The 14,270-nt window shown below is 32.1% G+C and carries 14 protein-coding genes; 12 read left to right on the forward strand and 2 right to left on the reverse strand.

The features are described 5' to 3' along the window. Positions 1-10: 10 nt before the first annotated feature. The 8 genes from AC1RPV_RS02275 to AC1RPV_RS02310 all read left to right on the forward strand — a co-directional run bounded on the left by AC1RPV_RS02275 (position 11) and on the right by AC1RPV_RS02310 (position 7,265). A complete protein-coding gene (locus AC1RPV_RS02275; RefSeq protein WP_481761345.1) occupies positions 11-619 on the forward strand; it encodes a LysM peptidoglycan-binding domain-containing protein in 609 nt (202 codons plus the stop codon). 54 nt (positions 620-673) lie between these two features. After that, positions 674-1,339, forward strand: a complete 666-nt coding sequence (gene cmk / locus AC1RPV_RS02280) for a (d)CMP kinase (protein ID WP_481761344.1) — start codon at positions 674-676, stop codon at positions 1,337-1,339. A gap of 98 nt (positions 1,340-1,437) precedes the next feature. Beyond that, positions 1,438-2,682 carry a 30S ribosomal protein S1 gene (rpsA, locus tag AC1RPV_RS02285; protein ID WP_481761343.1) on the forward strand — a complete coding sequence of 415 codons (1,245 nt, stop codon included), beginning with the start codon at positions 1,438-1,440 and terminating at the stop codon, positions 2,680-2,682. 91 nt (positions 2,683-2,773) lie between these two features. Beyond that, entirely contained in the window at positions 2,774-4,084 is a 1,311-nt protein-coding gene (gene der, locus AC1RPV_RS02290) for a ribosome biogenesis GTPase Der (RefSeq protein ID WP_409022510.1), read from the forward strand. 198 nt (positions 4,085-4,282) lie between these two features. Next, the gene (locus tag AC1RPV_RS02295) at positions 4,283-4,558 is read left to right on the forward strand and encodes an HU family DNA-binding protein (RefSeq protein WP_409022511.1); all 276 of its coding nucleotides are present in this window, start codon (positions 4,283-4,285) and stop codon (positions 4,556-4,558) included. Between the two features lie 154 nt (positions 4,559-4,712). Beyond that, positions 4,713-5,972, forward strand: a complete 1,260-nt coding sequence (locus AC1RPV_RS02300) for a tetratricopeptide repeat protein (RefSeq protein WP_481761342.1) — start codon at positions 4,713-4,715, stop codon at positions 5,970-5,972. A gap of 82 nt (positions 5,973-6,054) precedes the next feature. Further along, positions 6,055-6,525 (forward strand): GNAT family N-acetyltransferase, encoded by a 471-nt coding sequence (locus tag AC1RPV_RS02305; RefSeq protein WP_481761341.1) that lies wholly within the window; start codon positions 6,055-6,057, stop codon positions 6,523-6,525. Between the two features lie 134 nt (positions 6,526-6,659). Further along, positions 6,660-7,265, forward strand: a complete 606-nt coding sequence (locus AC1RPV_RS02310; RefSeq protein ID WP_481761340.1) for a sugar O-acetyltransferase — start codon at positions 6,660-6,662, stop codon at positions 7,263-7,265. A gap of 96 nt (positions 7,266-7,361) precedes the next feature. Here the strand turns inward: AC1RPV_RS02310 and AC1RPV_RS02315 are convergent, their stop codons facing one another. Next, complete coding sequence (locus tag AC1RPV_RS02315) at positions 7,362-8,192, reverse strand: site-specific integrase (RefSeq protein WP_481761339.1); 831 nt, start codon at positions 8,190-8,192, stop codon at positions 7,362-7,364. A gap of 91 nt (positions 8,193-8,283) precedes the next feature. After that, on the reverse strand, positions 8,284-9,144 hold the full coding sequence (locus AC1RPV_RS02320) for a YitT family protein (protein ID WP_481761410.1): 861 nt from the start codon (positions 9,142-9,144) through the stop codon (positions 8,284-8,286). Between the two features lie 173 nt (positions 9,145-9,317). Between AC1RPV_RS02320 and dapB the strand changes: the two genes are divergently transcribed. The 4 genes from dapB to AC1RPV_RS02340 all read left to right on the forward strand — a co-directional run bounded on the left by dapB (position 9,318) and on the right by AC1RPV_RS02340 (position 14,261). Next, on the forward strand, positions 9,318-10,103 hold the full coding sequence (gene dapB, locus AC1RPV_RS02325; protein ID WP_409022516.1) for a 4-hydroxy-tetrahydrodipicolinate reductase: 786 nt from the start codon (positions 9,318-9,320) through the stop codon (positions 10,101-10,103). Then, positions 10,100-11,314, forward strand: a complete 1,215-nt coding sequence (locus tag AC1RPV_RS02330; protein WP_481761338.1) for a CCA tRNA nucleotidyltransferase — start codon at positions 10,100-10,102, stop codon at positions 11,312-11,314. Before dapB ends, AC1RPV_RS02330 begins: the two co-directional genes overlap by 4 nt. Before the next feature lie 96 nt (positions 11,315-11,410). Further along, positions 11,411-13,306 (forward strand): ABC-F family ATP-binding cassette domain-containing protein, encoded by a 1,896-nt coding sequence (locus AC1RPV_RS02335; protein WP_481761337.1) that lies wholly within the window; start codon positions 11,411-11,413, stop codon positions 13,304-13,306. A gap of 7 nt (positions 13,307-13,313) precedes the next feature. Beyond that, entirely contained in the window at positions 13,314-14,261 is a 948-nt protein-coding gene (locus AC1RPV_RS02340) for a thymidylate synthase (protein WP_481761336.1), read from the forward strand. Positions 14,262-14,270 lie beyond the last annotated feature (9 nt).

The raw sequence follows: 14,270 nt of genomic DNA on the forward strand, positions 1-14,270 counted from the left end.
GGATTGAAAAATGAGTGATAAAAAAGATAATTCAGAAAAAAAGCCTTGGGAAAAATCATTCGAAGACGATAGAGACGATAATGGAAATTATTCTCGATCAGCGAATAGACGTAAAAGTAAAAATAGTTCATTATTAACTACGGGGTTATTAGTTGTTTTTGTAGCTATTATTATTGGAACGATTGCTTTTTATATTGTTGAAAGTAACAAAGTATACCAACCAGAAGATAGAACCACAAGCGAGAGTTCAGTAAGTAAAAAAATAGTTACCAAAACTGATGATTCTGATAGTTCTAGCTCAAGTGCTAAGAAAAGCTCTGAATCAAAAGAAAAAGCTAGTTCTGAATCGAAAGAAAAAGCATCAAAAGAAAAAGCTAGCTCTGAATCAAAAGAGAAAGCTAGTTCTAGCACTAATTCAAGCTCTAGCTCAGCGTCTAGTGAATCAACCAGCTCTGATAGTTCATCAAGTGCATCTTCAAAGTCATATGTAACTGTCGAAGCAGGACAAGGCATATATCGTGTTGCAGCAAACAATGGGTTAACTACAGAACAACTTCTACAAATGAATCCAGGGTTGACTACTTCTATTAGTGCAGGACAAAAAATAAGAGTTAAATAATATACATATGGGATTGATATCTAATCAATCCCATTTTTATGGAGGAATTACTTGATGAAAAATAATATCCAAATTGCAATTGACGGACCGGCATCCGCAGGAAAAAGCACTGTCGCTAAATTAGTTGCTAAAAAATTAAATTATGTTTATTGCGACACTGGGGCAATGTATCGAGCAATTACTTTTGAAGCAATGGCAAAGAATGTTGCGCTGGATAATGATGATAAGTTAGTTAGTCTATTAAAAGATACAATAATTTCTTTTAAACCAGCAAATCCAGAACAATTAGTCTATATAAACAATATAGACATAACACAAGCAATTAGGCAACCTGAGGTAACTAATAATGTTTCAACGGTTGCTGCTCAAGAAGGTGTACGCAAGGAATTAGTTAAAAGACAACAAGAAATTGCCGAAGATGGATCAATTGTTATGGATGGTCGTGATATCGGAACGACAGTATTACCAAATGCTGAAGTTAAAATATTCTTAGTTGCGAGTGTTAAAGAACGTGCTCTTCGCCGATTTAAGGAAAATCAAATTAAGGGTATTAATACAACACTTGATGTTTTAGAGTTTGAAATTGCCGAACGAGATCGAAAAGATTCTACACGTGAAATTTCTCCGCTTATTCAGGCAAAAGATGCTATACTTGTAGATACGACTTCAATGAATATTGATGGGGTCGTACAGAAAATTATGGATATAATTAACAAATAATAAAATAAAATGTGAAAAATGAGTATTAGCACTAGTAATTACTCTTCATTTCAGCTAAAATAATAAATAGAGTTTATTCGCTAAGGAGGACATTGTCCATGAGTAATATTGAAGAAAATAATGATTTACTAGAAGCATTAAATAGTGTAAGTGAAGTTAAGGTTGGTTCTGTTATAAAAGGTGAAGTTTTAGCTATCGATGATGCTAAACAAGTCATTGTTGGTATTGAAGGCGCCGGTGTTGAAGGTGTTGTACCAGCTAAAGAACTAGCACTTAAAGCTGGTGAAGAAACAGAAGACGTTGTCAAAATTGGTGACGTTATGGATTTAGTTGTTATTTCAAGTATCGGTGGCGATAAAGAAGGTGGTAGTTACTTACTATCACAAAGAAGAATTGCTGAACGTGAAGTTTGGAATGACTTACAAAAATTAGCTGATGATGATGCTACAATCGAAGCTACAGTAACACAAGTTGTTAAAGGTGGATTAGTTGCTGATGCTGGTGTGCGTGGATTCGTACCCGCTTCAATGATTGATGATCGTTTTGTTGAAGATTTATCAAAATATAACCATCAAACATTAGATTTCAAAATTATTGAAATTGACCCAACTGAAAATAGATTAATCTTATCACATAAAGCAATTGTTAAAGCTCAAAGAGATGCTCAAAAAGTAGAAACTCTTAAAACTTTAACAGTTGGTGAAGTTGTAACAGGAACAGTTGCCCGTTTAACTAACTTCGGTGCATTTGTTGATCTTGGTGGTATTGATGGACTTGTTCATATTTCAGAAATTTCTTACAACCGTATTTCTAAGGCAGAAGATGTCTTATCAGTTGGTGAAGAAGTTAAAGTTAAAGTATTGGCAATCGATTTAGATAAGAATCGTATTTCATTATCAATCAAACAAACATTACCTCAACCATGGGATAATGTTGAAAATGATATCCATGTAGATGACGTCTTAGATGGTACTGTTAAACGTTTAACGACATTTGGTGCATTTGTTGAAGTTATGCCTGGAATTGAAGGATTAGTTCATATTTCACAAATTTCTTACACACATATTGCTACACCAGGCGAAGTTTTAAAAACTGGCCAAGCTGTTCAAGTTAAAGTACTTGAAGTACATCCAGCAGAACATCGTTTAGCTTTATCAATTAAAGCTCTCGAAGAAAAACCAGCAACAGAAGAAAAACCTGAAAAGAAAAAAACAGTTAAAAAAGCTGCACCAAAAGCTAAAGCTCCTAAATCAACAATGAGTGGTATGCCAGAAGAAAGTACTGGTTTCACACTTGGTGATATTTTAGGTAAAGCATTAGAAGATGCAGATACTAACAAATAATTAAAATATTATTTTTAAGTAACGACTGAACTGTAGTTCAGTCGTTTTTATTATTTATTACAAAAGATATTTAGAGAGTGAGGTACTATCTATGGCAAATCCTGTTGTAGCAATTGTTGGACGTCCTAATGTTGGAAAGTCCACAGTTTTTAATAGAATAGCCGGGGAAAGAATTTCAATTGTTGAGGATACTCCTGGTGTTACACGAGATCGTATTTATGCTCATAGTGAGTGGTTAGCGCAAAAATTTAGCTTGATTGATACTGGTGGTATCGATATCGGTGATGAACCCTTTTTGACGCAAATCACTGAACAAGCACAAATCGCAATCGATGAAGCTGATGTTATTGTTTTTCTTGTAAGTGTAAAAGAAGGCGTAACGGATGCTGATGAGAAAGTGGCTAAAATTTTATATCGTTCTGATAAGCCAGTTATTTTAGCGGTTAATAAAGTTGATAATCCCGAGTCTAGACAAGATATTTTTGATTTCTATTCATTAGGATTTGGAGAACCATTTCCAGTTTCTGGTAGTCATGGCCTTGGGGTTGGTGACTTATTGGATGAGATTACAAAGAAATTCCCTGAAAATATTCCTGATGAAGATGACAGTCGAATTAAGTTTAGTTTGATTGGTCGTCCTAACGTGGGTAAGTCTTCATTGGTGAATGCAATCCTGGGTGAAAATCGTGTTATTGTTTCACCTATTGAAGGGACTACACGTGATGCAATTGATACAGCTTTTGATACTGAAGAGGGCGATATGTTCTCAATGATTGATACAGCTGGTATTAGAAAACGCGGAAAAGTATATGAAAATACTGAAAAGTATTCTGTACTACGTGCCATGCGTGCTATTGATCGTTCAGATGTTGTTTTAGTTGTGTTAAATGCTGAAGAAGGTATTCGGGAACAAGATAAGAGAGTTGCAGGGTATGCCCATGAAGCAGGACGTGGTATCATTATCGTCGTAAATAAATGGGATACTCTTGAAAAAGATAATCATTCATTATCTGATTTTGAGGCTAATATACGTCAAGAATTTGCATATCTTAGTTATGCTCCTATTATTTTTGTGTCTGCAATTACACAGCAACGATTATCTAAGATACCCGAATTAATTAAACGCGTAAATGAAAATCATAGTCGTCGTATTACATCTTCAGTATTAAATGATGTCATTATGGATGCAGTAGCCCATAATCCAACGCCAACTGATAATGGAAAACGTTTAAGAATTTACTATGCAACACAAGTAGCAATACAACCACCTACATTCGTTGTATTTGTTAATGATACTGATTTGATGCATTTTTCATATGAACGTTTCTTAGAAAATCAAATTAGAACATCGTTTGATTTTGAAGGAACACCAATTCATGTTATTGAAAGAAGAAGAAAATAATTCAAATTGATAAAACGCTACCATGCCATCTTTTTTTCTGCTAAAGTAGTTAAATACCTTGATGTAATACGTTTTGTATGGTATCTTAAATAAAGAATTAGTAGAGTAATCTCTGGTTCTATTATTATTATTTATTTTAAATAATAATGGCTGAATATTTTTAAATATTCGGACACATTTTAGGGGAGGTGAAACATTATGGCAAACAAAGCACAATTAATCGAAAATGTTGCAAAAGAAACAGGATTGACAAAAAAAGATGCTACTGTCGCAGTTGATGCTGTATTTGGTTCAATCCAAAGCACATTAGCTACAGGTGAAAAAGTTCAATTAATCGGTTTCGGTAACTTTGAAGTACGTGAACGCGCTGCTCGTAAAGGTCGTAACCCACAAACTGGTGAAGAAATTCAAATCCCTGCAAGTAAAGTACCTGCATTTAAACCAGGTAAAGCTTTAAAGGATTCTGTTAAATAATACTTAGAAAAAGCTAGTACAATTCATTTTGTACTAGCTTTTTCAATCTATAATTTATTTTATAGACAATAGTTATGTACGAGATTACTAGCTATTGTGTGTATGATAGATTAAACTAAACCATATTAATTTAATAATGAAGGGAAGTTATTTAATGACGCATTCAGAAATTATGCTAGACTACTTGGACGAAGGACAAATTGATGAGGCAATGAAAGAATTTGCCAGAGCATTAAGAAAAGACAATGATGCAACATTATTTAGTTTAGCAGAAGAGTTATATAGCTTAGGTTTTTTAGCTCAATCTAAACGTACTTATGAAAGATTATTAGAAAAATATCCAGAAGAAGATACTTTAAAAACATTCCTGGCAGATATTGCAATTAGTGAAGGAAAATCTGATGAAGCACTTAACTATTTGTCAGAAATTGAAGAAGATTCAGAAGCTTATCTTCAGTCTCTTATGGTTGCTGCCGATTTATATCAGACACAAGGTATGTTTGAAGTTAGTGAAAATAAATTATTAACTGCATATAAGTTGGCTCCTGAAGAAGAAGTTATCCAATTTGCTTTAGGCGAACTATATTTTAATACAAAACAATTTAGTCAGGCAATCGGATTTTATCTTGAATTAATTAAATCAGGACAGACTGAACTGTCACAGGTTAACTTAGTACAAAGATTAGGTGTTAGTTACGCAAACAGTGGGCAGTTTGAAAAAGCAATGGCATATTTAGAACAAATTCATTTAGAAAATATGGACTCTGATACTAAGTTACAGATGGGTTTAACCTATCTACAATTAAATGATCAACAAAAAGCAATTGATATTCTTTATGATTTGAAGGAAGAAGATCCTTCGTATACATCCTTATATCCAATTCTTGGTCAAGCACTTTCAGATGAGAATAGATTGAATGATGCTTTACTTGTCTATCAAGAAGGGTTAGCGGTTGACGAGGTAAATGATACATTGTATGAACAGGCAGCGACTGTTGCCTTAAAATTGGACGATGAGAAGCAAGCTGAAAAGTATTTAAATAAAGCAATTGATATTAATCCAGATAATACTGGCATATTATTACAATTAAGTAATTTATTAGTTAAGCAAGAACGTGATGATGAAGATATTAAATTACTAGAAGATATCAAGAGCGACGGAGATGTAGATCCTCAAATATTTTGGAATTTAGCTATTTCATATGAAAGACTTGAAGATTATGATAAAGCTGAAGAAAATTATTTAGAAGCATACCCTTATTTTACTAATCAAGTTGACTTTTTAAGATCTGTTATATTTATTTTTAGAGAGAACGGACGACAAGAGGAGTTAAAGGACGCAATTAAACATTACTTAGCTTTAGTACCTGATGATCAAGAAATTATTGATATTCAAAATGATATAAATTATTAAAATAAAACGTTTATATCATTCTTTTGGTATAAGCGTTTTTTGTTAGCAATTTGTAAGATTTGCTTAAAGAAGGGGAAGTAAAATGATTACAAATCAGATAGTGATACCAAAATTAGAAGATAGTACTGAAATATTTAATTTAATTAGTCGTAATCGTCTTGAATTAAGTGAGTGGCTTCCATGGGTTAATGCTATGAAATCGATTAATGATGAAATAATTTTTTTAAGAGACTCTTTTAAGGATGAAACTAAATTAATTTTCGCTATAAAAATTAATAAGAATATCGTTGGCATGATTGATTTACATGGAATAGATTTACATATGGGAACTGCTGAGGTTGGTTATTGGTTAGACAAGTCGTATGTAGGACGCGGAATAATGTCAAAGGCCTTAACAGAACTTGAGAAACTAGCTATAAAGGAATATAAGTTAAAAAAATTAAAAATAATACTAGATTTGAATAATATAAAAAGTTTGAAAGTAGCTAAGACTAATAATTATCACTTTATAGAACAAAATGACCAAAATTTAATTTTTGAAAAGAGATTATAGAATTTATGATGGTATATTTATAAATGATATTATTATTTTTTGCTTTTTAATTGCTATTAAGGATATAATTTTAGATAGGTAATGTTGTTTAAATGGCGATTAATTATCTAAAATTATATATCGGGGGTAGGGACATGAAAGATTTAAACGAAAAAGAAATTGAACGATTGAGTAAAAAAAGTATTACTGAGAAAATTATAGATGGCGATTGGTACCAATATTCTAAAGAAGAATGGGCTCAAAAAACTGTTAAAACAAGTGCACAAACTATTTATAAAATAAATAAATTGGCGGCTCATGATACGAATGATGCAGATAAAATGCTTAAAGAATTTTTACCTAATATGGAAAAATCTGCTGAAATATATTTTCCAATTTCAACTATAGAATGGCCGGAAATGTTAAAAATAGGGTCAGGCACATTTATTAATTCTAATTTACAGATTTTAAGTGCAGGACAAATAACAATTGGAGAACACTGTTTCATTGGGCCTAATTGTCAGTTATATACACCTAATCATCATTCTATGGACAAAAATTTACGTCGTGAAGGATGGCAATATGATGCACCAATTACAATTGGTGATGATTGTTGGTTTGGTGGATCAGTGATTGTTTTACCTGGTGTCACGATTGGAAATAATGTCGTCGTTGGTGCTGGTAGTGTGGTAACAAAAGATGTACCTGATAATGTTTTAATCGCAGGTAATCCAGCACGAATTATTAAGACTATTGGTTAGATAAAGTTATGGCGAAAAGTAGCATAATTTAAAAATATTTGGGCAACAAAAAGGAGCTAGAATTTTTCTAGCTCCTTTTTGTTGCTCTTTTAAGGTTTATATGATTAATTTTTGTTCAATAATTAAATGACGGTAGTATAAAAGTGAATTTGGATCAATTCTTAACGTCATCATAATTTCTGAATCTGTCATCGTATTGTTAGTGAGAATAGAAAAACAAATAGCTGACTGGTACAGCAGACGTGGTGAAACATTTGGCGCAATAAATTGTAAATCTTTCTTTAAAAATTTATGTAGACCAGGTAAAGATAATAAAGGTGCTTCAACATTTTTACGCAGTTTTAAAAAGCAATCGTTGGAGTTTTGTAAAATTTGTAGTTGTTTAATATAGGTATTGAATTGCTTCAAAAATAATTCCTCTGTTTCCGTAAATGTTAATTGTTTAAAGCTAACGAAAAAACCAGGTTGTAAGATTTCTGAAATTTTAAAGAAATGCCGTGTCATTAATAAAACAAGTCGAGAATAGTAGCTAATTTCTGAATTTAAAAGATAAGAGTCGAAGTCTATTAACCAATTGAAGGTTATAACAGAATTTGCGATATTTTTTTTCCCTTTTAACATTAATGTTGGAATATGAGTATTTATCTGATGGGTAAATAAATATTTAAAATAACCATTCAGATGCGATAAAACCTTAGTATATGTTGAATTTTTAATATTTCTTTTATCTTGAAGCATAGTTAAATATTGACGAACGTCTGATTCTAAGATAGTTTCAACCATTATTGAATTAGAGAATGCATCATTAAAATTTAGAAGATAGTTAAAAAAATCATGAATATCGTAGTTATATTCTAAAATTGTTGATGGGGACAAAGAGTTGGATTCTAATGATAAATTAAAAGCTTTTTGATAGGGATAATTCATTTAATTGCCTCCTTTAGTAATAAACAATAAGTTACTTTAACTATATCACACTAATAAAGCGCACTGCAAAAATCGCAGTGCGCAAGACCAATCATTTATTAAAGATATTAGTGATATTAGTGATTTTATTCTTTTTTTGTCGATTAAAACTAAACCCTTGTCCCAGTACTTCATTAACACTACTAATTGAAACAAAAGCATTTGAATCCTGGTTTTGTAATATTTCCTTCAACTGATGAAGTTCATTACGGTTGATAACAACATAAATCATTTTTTTATTTTGGCGAGAATAAGATCCCTCACCATTGATGTAACTAACACCTCTGCCTAATTTATCCCAAATTTCATTAGTTATAATTTGATATTGGTCACTAATTATTAAGATGCCAAGTCCAGAATAACTACCTTCAAGAGTGAAGTTAACAATTTTTGAGAAAACATATGAGCTTAGTAGGGTATACATCATATGCCTTAAATCTAAGTAGCTAAGTGATATGACCAAAACAGCAATATCAAGGGCAAGAATTGTCTTACCCATTTGAATACCACGTGTTTTTTCAAAAATTCGAGCCACTACATCAGTTCCACCAGTAGTACCACCAAAACGATATACTAAGCCTGACCCAAGGCCACCAAAAGCACCAGCAAGGATACCTGCTAAAAACAAATCATCATTTACATTAATTTGAATCGGAACACGTTGCCAAATCCATAAGAAAAGAGATAACATTATTGTTCCATATATAGTATAGACTAATGATCGTTTACCTAAAAAACGGTAACCAATAAGGATTAATGGAACATTAATTGCAATTGTTGAATACGCAGGATCAATATGAAACCAATAACGTAAAATTAAAGTAACTCCGGTTATACCACCTTCAGCAAGATGGTTTGTTATATTAACGGTTGCTAATCCAAATGCATAAAAACAACAACCTAACGCAATCATTACTAAATCGATTATTTTAATTCGTTCATTTTTTAAGATTAGTTCTACCCCCTGAAATAAATTCAATATAAATATCATACCATATTATCGATGAATGTCTGCTGACTATCATTTTAAATCTAGTATAAATCTGTTAAACTAGATTGTATTAATTAAAGATGAGGAGGATTACTATGATTAAAGTTTTGGTTGCTGGATTTAAAGGACGAATGGGTGCCACTACAACAAATATGATCTTAGAAAATCCATTATTTGAATTAGTTGGAGTCTATAGTACTACAGCTACAGAAAAAAATATAAATGAAATTACTGACTATAAGACAGAGAATGTCCCAATATTCAATAAGCTAGATGAAATAAACGTAGTTTCCGATGTTTGGATTGATTTTACTGTCCCAAGTGTTGTTTTCGAAAATACTAAATTTGCTATTTCGAAACATATGTCACCAGTTATTGGGACTACGGGTTTATCGGAAAATAATATAGCTGAACTTAAACAATTATGTAAAACAGAAAAATTAGGTGGATTGATTGCTCCTAATTTTGGTATTTCAGCTGTTTTATTAATGCAATTTGCGCAACAAGCTGCTAAGTATTTACCTGACGTTGAAATTATTGAAATGCATCATGATAATAAATTGGATGCTCCAAGTGGTACAGCCTTAAATACCGCAAAATTAATTGCTGAAGTTCGTAAACCTAAAATTCAAGGCAACCCTGATGAAAGAGAAACATTACCAGGTGCGAGAGGTGCAGCCTTTGAAGGCATGAGAATTCATAGTGTCCGTTTACCAGGCTATGTTGCTCATGAACAAGTCTTATTTGGTGGCGAGGGTGAAGCATTAACTATTCGTCAGGACTCATTTGACCGTATTTCATTCATGTCTGGTGTTGCATTAGCTACTGAAAAAATTGGACAATATAAAGAATTACTAGTTGGATTGGAAAATATATTATGATAGTTTCCAATCTTGCGGATGATTTCATTAATGCTGAACCAGTGATTAAAGCCATTGAAAATGCTGGTTTTGAAGCATATTTTGTCGGAGGAAGTGTTAGGGATACTATCTTAGGATTACCAATCCATGATATTGATATTGCCACTAGTGCATACCCTGAGGAAATTAAGGAAATTTTTAATAAGACGGTAGATACAGGTATTCAACATGGGACTGTTATGGTTTTAGATCATGGAGAAGGTTATGAAATCACCACATTTCGAACAGAATCAACTTATCAAGATTTTAGACGTCCAGATCATGTTGAATTTGTACGCTCTTTAGAAGAAGATTTAAAACGTCGTGATTTTACAATCAATGCCTTAGCAATGACACATGATGGACGGATTATTGATTTGTTCAACGGACTACAAGATTTAGAAAATCACATCATTAGAGCTGTTGGCACTGCTGATGAACGTTTTAATGAAGATGCTTTACGAATGATGAGGGCAATTAGATTTGCAAGCCAATTAGATTTCACAATCGAAATGGAAACGAAGAAAGCATTAAATAAACATGCACCACTATTGAAAAAGATTGCTATTGAACGGATTCATATTGAATTTATTAAATTACTGTTGGGAAAAAATCCTCAAATTGGACTTCGACATTTTGTTGAATCAGATTTAGTAAAATATTGTCCCGAATTTAATAATTATTTATCGGAACTAACTGATATGTCAAAAATGCAATCAATTAAACTTACATCAGAAGTAGCTGCTTGGTCGTTAATTATTCATGTTCTAAAGATAACAGAAACTAATATTAATCATTTTCTAATCTCATGGAAAAGTTCAAATGAGTTAATTACACACGTTCAAATAGTTATCAAAGCACTTAACGGTATTATTCATGATTCCGTTAATCGAGAACTGATGTATGAAACTGGATTAGAATTATTATTAATTGCAAATGAAGTTGCAGCAATATTTAATAGTAATTTAGATGCAGAAATGCTGACAGTTGCTTATACTGCACTTCCAATTAAGTCTAAAAAAGACATGGCAATTAATGGACGACAGTTAATAAAAGATGTTGGTATTCAACCAGGTGAAAAATTAGGCCAAATTTTATCCATATTGGAAAATCGTATTTTACTAGAAGAAGTCCCAAACGAATCAACTCAATTATTAAAAGTGGCTAAGCAACTAATGTTAAAATTAGCGTAAAAAAAGAGATTAAATATCATTTAATCTCTTTTTTTACAAAACATGCTTAGTAATACAAATTATAAAAGAGAATCAATTAGATAAGAGAGTGATTACATGCAAACACTGAGGGTAGAACATTTAAAGAAAACATACGGCGAAAAAACATTATTTGATGATTTAAATTTTATTGTTAATGAAAAAGATAGAATCGGATTGATTGGAACTAACGGTTCAGGGAAAACAACGTTATTAAATGCATTAACAGACCTTGACCCAGCTGATTCAGGAGATTTAATTAAACCAAATAACTATCGTATGAGTTATTTAAAACAAATACCAGAATTAAATGATGATATGACAATTATGGAAGCCGCTTTTGAAGGAGCTTCACCTATTTTTGAAACAATTCGTCATTATGAAGCTGTTTTAACAGCCTATAGTGAACATCCTGAAGATGAAAAATTACAGCAACGTTACTCAGATGCGGAAGATCGTATGAATCGTGAAGATGCATGGAATGCCGATAATGACGTTAAAACAATTCTAACGCAATTACAAATAACGGATTTAACACAAAAAGTCTCAACCTTATCTGGTGGACAGAAAAAAAGAGTTGGCTTGGCTCAAGTACTCATACAAGCTCCTGACTTATTAATTCTTGATGAACCAACAAACCATTTGGACTTTAGTTCTATTGAATGGCTAGAAAGTTACCTTAAAACGTACAAAGGAGCTTTAATTGTTGTTACTCATGATCGGTATTTTTTAGATCAAATTGCCAACCAGATTTTAGAACTATCATTTGGTAAATTACACTCGTATGAAGGTAACTATCAAGATTTCGTTGCTCAAAAGGCTGAAAGAGTTGCCCAGGAAGTTACCGCTGAGCATAAAGAACAACAGCTATATAAAAAGGAACTAGCTTGGATGCGTACTGGAGCAAAAGCTAGATCAACAAAACAACAAGCACGAATTAACCGTTTTAACGATTTAAAAGAAAATATGAATTCATTACAAATTGATCAAGATGTTTCAATTGGACTAGGCCAACAGCGGCTTGGTAAAAAGGTTATTGAGCTAAAAGAAGCTAGTTTAGTCTTAGAAAATCATAAAATTATTGATCATTTTAGTGAGTTGATTCAGGCGAGCGATAGAATCGGGATTACCGGTAAAAATGGTGCTGGTAAATCTAGTTTACTAAATGCAATTGCTGGAAAATTACCACTTAACTCTGGCGAATTACTAATGGGCGAAACGGTTAAATTAGGTTATTACCAGCAACAAACTGAACCCATACCTGGCGATAAACGAATGATTAACTATCTAAATGAAATTGGTGAAAATATCGAAAATAAACATGGCGAACGAATAAGTACAACACAACTTTTAGAGCAGTTTCTTTTTCCAAGATCGATGCATGGGACATTAATTAGACAGCTATCCGGTGGTGAAAAAAGAAGACTCTATCTCTTGAAATTACTTATGCAACAACCAAATGTCTTATTACTAGATGAACCTACAAATGATTTAGATATTGGAACATTAACAGTACTTGAAGACTATTTAGAATCTTTTAATGGCGCAGTTATAACTGTCTCACATGATAGATATTTTTTAGATAAAGTTGCAGATCAATTACTTATTTTTGAAGGCGATGCTAAAATTAATCGTTATACTGGATTATTTACATCGTACCTTGCTAAAGAATCACTGGATGATGCCGTATCAATATCAAAAAAAGAAAAAATTATCGAACACGACACCATTTCTGACGATAAATTAAAAGTTAAATTAACTTATGCTGAACAAAAAGAATTTGAAACAATTGAACAGACAATTGATAATTTAGAAGCTAAGAAAGAAAAAGCTGAAAGTGATATGTCGAATATCAATGGCAATGATTTTGTAGCATTAAGTGAACTACAAGTGTCAATTGATAATTTAGATGATGAAATTGAAGAAAAGATGAATCGTTGGGACTATTTAGGTAAATATGCAGAAAAGGGGTAATTTTCGTATGGAAGAAACATATTTGCAACTTGAACGTGATATTTTAATGAACGGAAATGATAAATCTGATCGTACAAAAACGGGAACTAAAAGTCTTTTTGGCTATCAAATGAGGTTTGACTTAAGTCAAGGATTCCCACTACTAACAACTAAAAAAGTACCATTTGGTTTAATTAAGAGTGAGTTACTGTGGTTCTTAAAAGGTGATACTAATATCCAATATTTATTGAAACATAAGAATCATATTTGGGACGAATGGGCTTTTAAAAATTACATTGAAAGTTCTCAGTATATGGGTCCAGATATGACTGATTTTGGACATCGATCACTTTTAGAGACTGATTTTAAAAAAGAATATGAAGTACAGAAAAACCTTTTTTGCGATAAAATTATTGAAGACGATGAATTTGCAAAAAAGTTTGGTGAATTAGGTGACGTTTATGGTAGTCAGTGGCGTAATTGGAAAACTAGACAAGGTGATACGATTGACCAAATTAAAGATGTTATTGAAGCAATCAAAAAAACACCTGATTCTAGAAGATTAATTGTGTCCGCTTGGAACCCAGAAGATGTACCAAATGTGGCATTACCACCTTGCCATACGTTATTTCAATTTTATGTGGCTGATGGTAAATTAAGTTGTCAATTATATCAAAGAAGTGGCGATGTCTTTTTAGGTGTACCATTTAATATTGCAAGTTATGCGTTATTAACTCATCTAATTGCTAAAGAGGTTGGACTTGAAGTTGGTGAATTCATTCACACATTAGGCGATGCCCATATTTACAATAATCATATAGAACAAGTGAAGGAACAACTTTCTCGTGAAGTGCAACCCATGCCAAAATTATGGTTAAATCCTGATAAAAATAGTATTTTTGAATACGATATGACGGATATTAAAATAGAAGACTATAATCCTGCACCACCTATTAAAGCGCCTGTTGCAGTTTAATATTTACTT

The sequence above is a fragment of the Dellaglioa sp. CoH-55-MRSF-9 genome (assembly GCF_056782155.1).

Coding starts and splice junctions, on each gene's coding strand:
- AC1RPV_RS02305 (WP_481761341.1), top strand. CDS start 6,055: ATGATTACAAATCAGATAGTGATACCAAAATTAGAAGATAGTACTGAA.
- cmk (WP_481761344.1), top strand. CDS start 674: ATGAAAAATAATATCCAAATTGCAATTGACGGACCGGCATCCGCAGGA.
- AC1RPV_RS02275 (WP_481761345.1), top strand. CDS start 11: ATGAGTGATAAAAAAGATAATTCAGAAAAAAAGCCTTGGGAAAAATCA.
- AC1RPV_RS02335 (WP_481761337.1), top strand. CDS start 11,411: ATGCAAACACTGAGGGTAGAACATTTAAAGAAAACATACGGCGAAAAA.
- AC1RPV_RS02295 (WP_409022511.1), top strand. CDS start 4,283: ATGGCAAACAAAGCACAATTAATCGAAAATGTTGCAAAAGAAACAGGA.
- AC1RPV_RS02310 (WP_481761340.1), top strand. CDS start 6,660: ATGAAAGATTTAAACGAAAAAGAAATTGAACGATTGAGTAAAAAAAGT.
- rpsA (WP_481761343.1), top strand. CDS start 1,438: ATGAGTAATATTGAAGAAAATAATGATTTACTAGAAGCATTAAATAGT.
- AC1RPV_RS02315 (WP_481761339.1), bottom strand. CDS start 8,192: ATGAATTATCCCTATCAAAAAGCTTTTAATTTATCATTAGAATCCAAC.
- dapB (WP_409022516.1), top strand. CDS start 9,318: ATGATTAAAGTTTTGGTTGCTGGATTTAAAGGACGAATGGGTGCCACT.
- AC1RPV_RS02320 (WP_481761410.1), bottom strand. CDS start 9,144: ATGATTGCGTTAGGTTGTTGTTTTTATGCATTTGGATTAGCAACCGTT.
- AC1RPV_RS02340 (WP_481761336.1), top strand. CDS start 13,314: ATGGAAGAAACATATTTGCAACTTGAACGTGATATTTTAATGAACGGA.
- AC1RPV_RS02300 (WP_481761342.1), top strand. CDS start 4,713: ATGACGCATTCAGAAATTATGCTAGACTACTTGGACGAAGGACAAATT.
- der (WP_409022510.1), top strand. CDS start 2,774: ATGGCAAATCCTGTTGTAGCAATTGTTGGACGTCCTAATGTTGGAAAG.
- AC1RPV_RS02330 (WP_481761338.1), top strand. CDS start 10,100: ATGATAGTTTCCAATCTTGCGGATGATTTCATTAATGCTGAACCAGTG.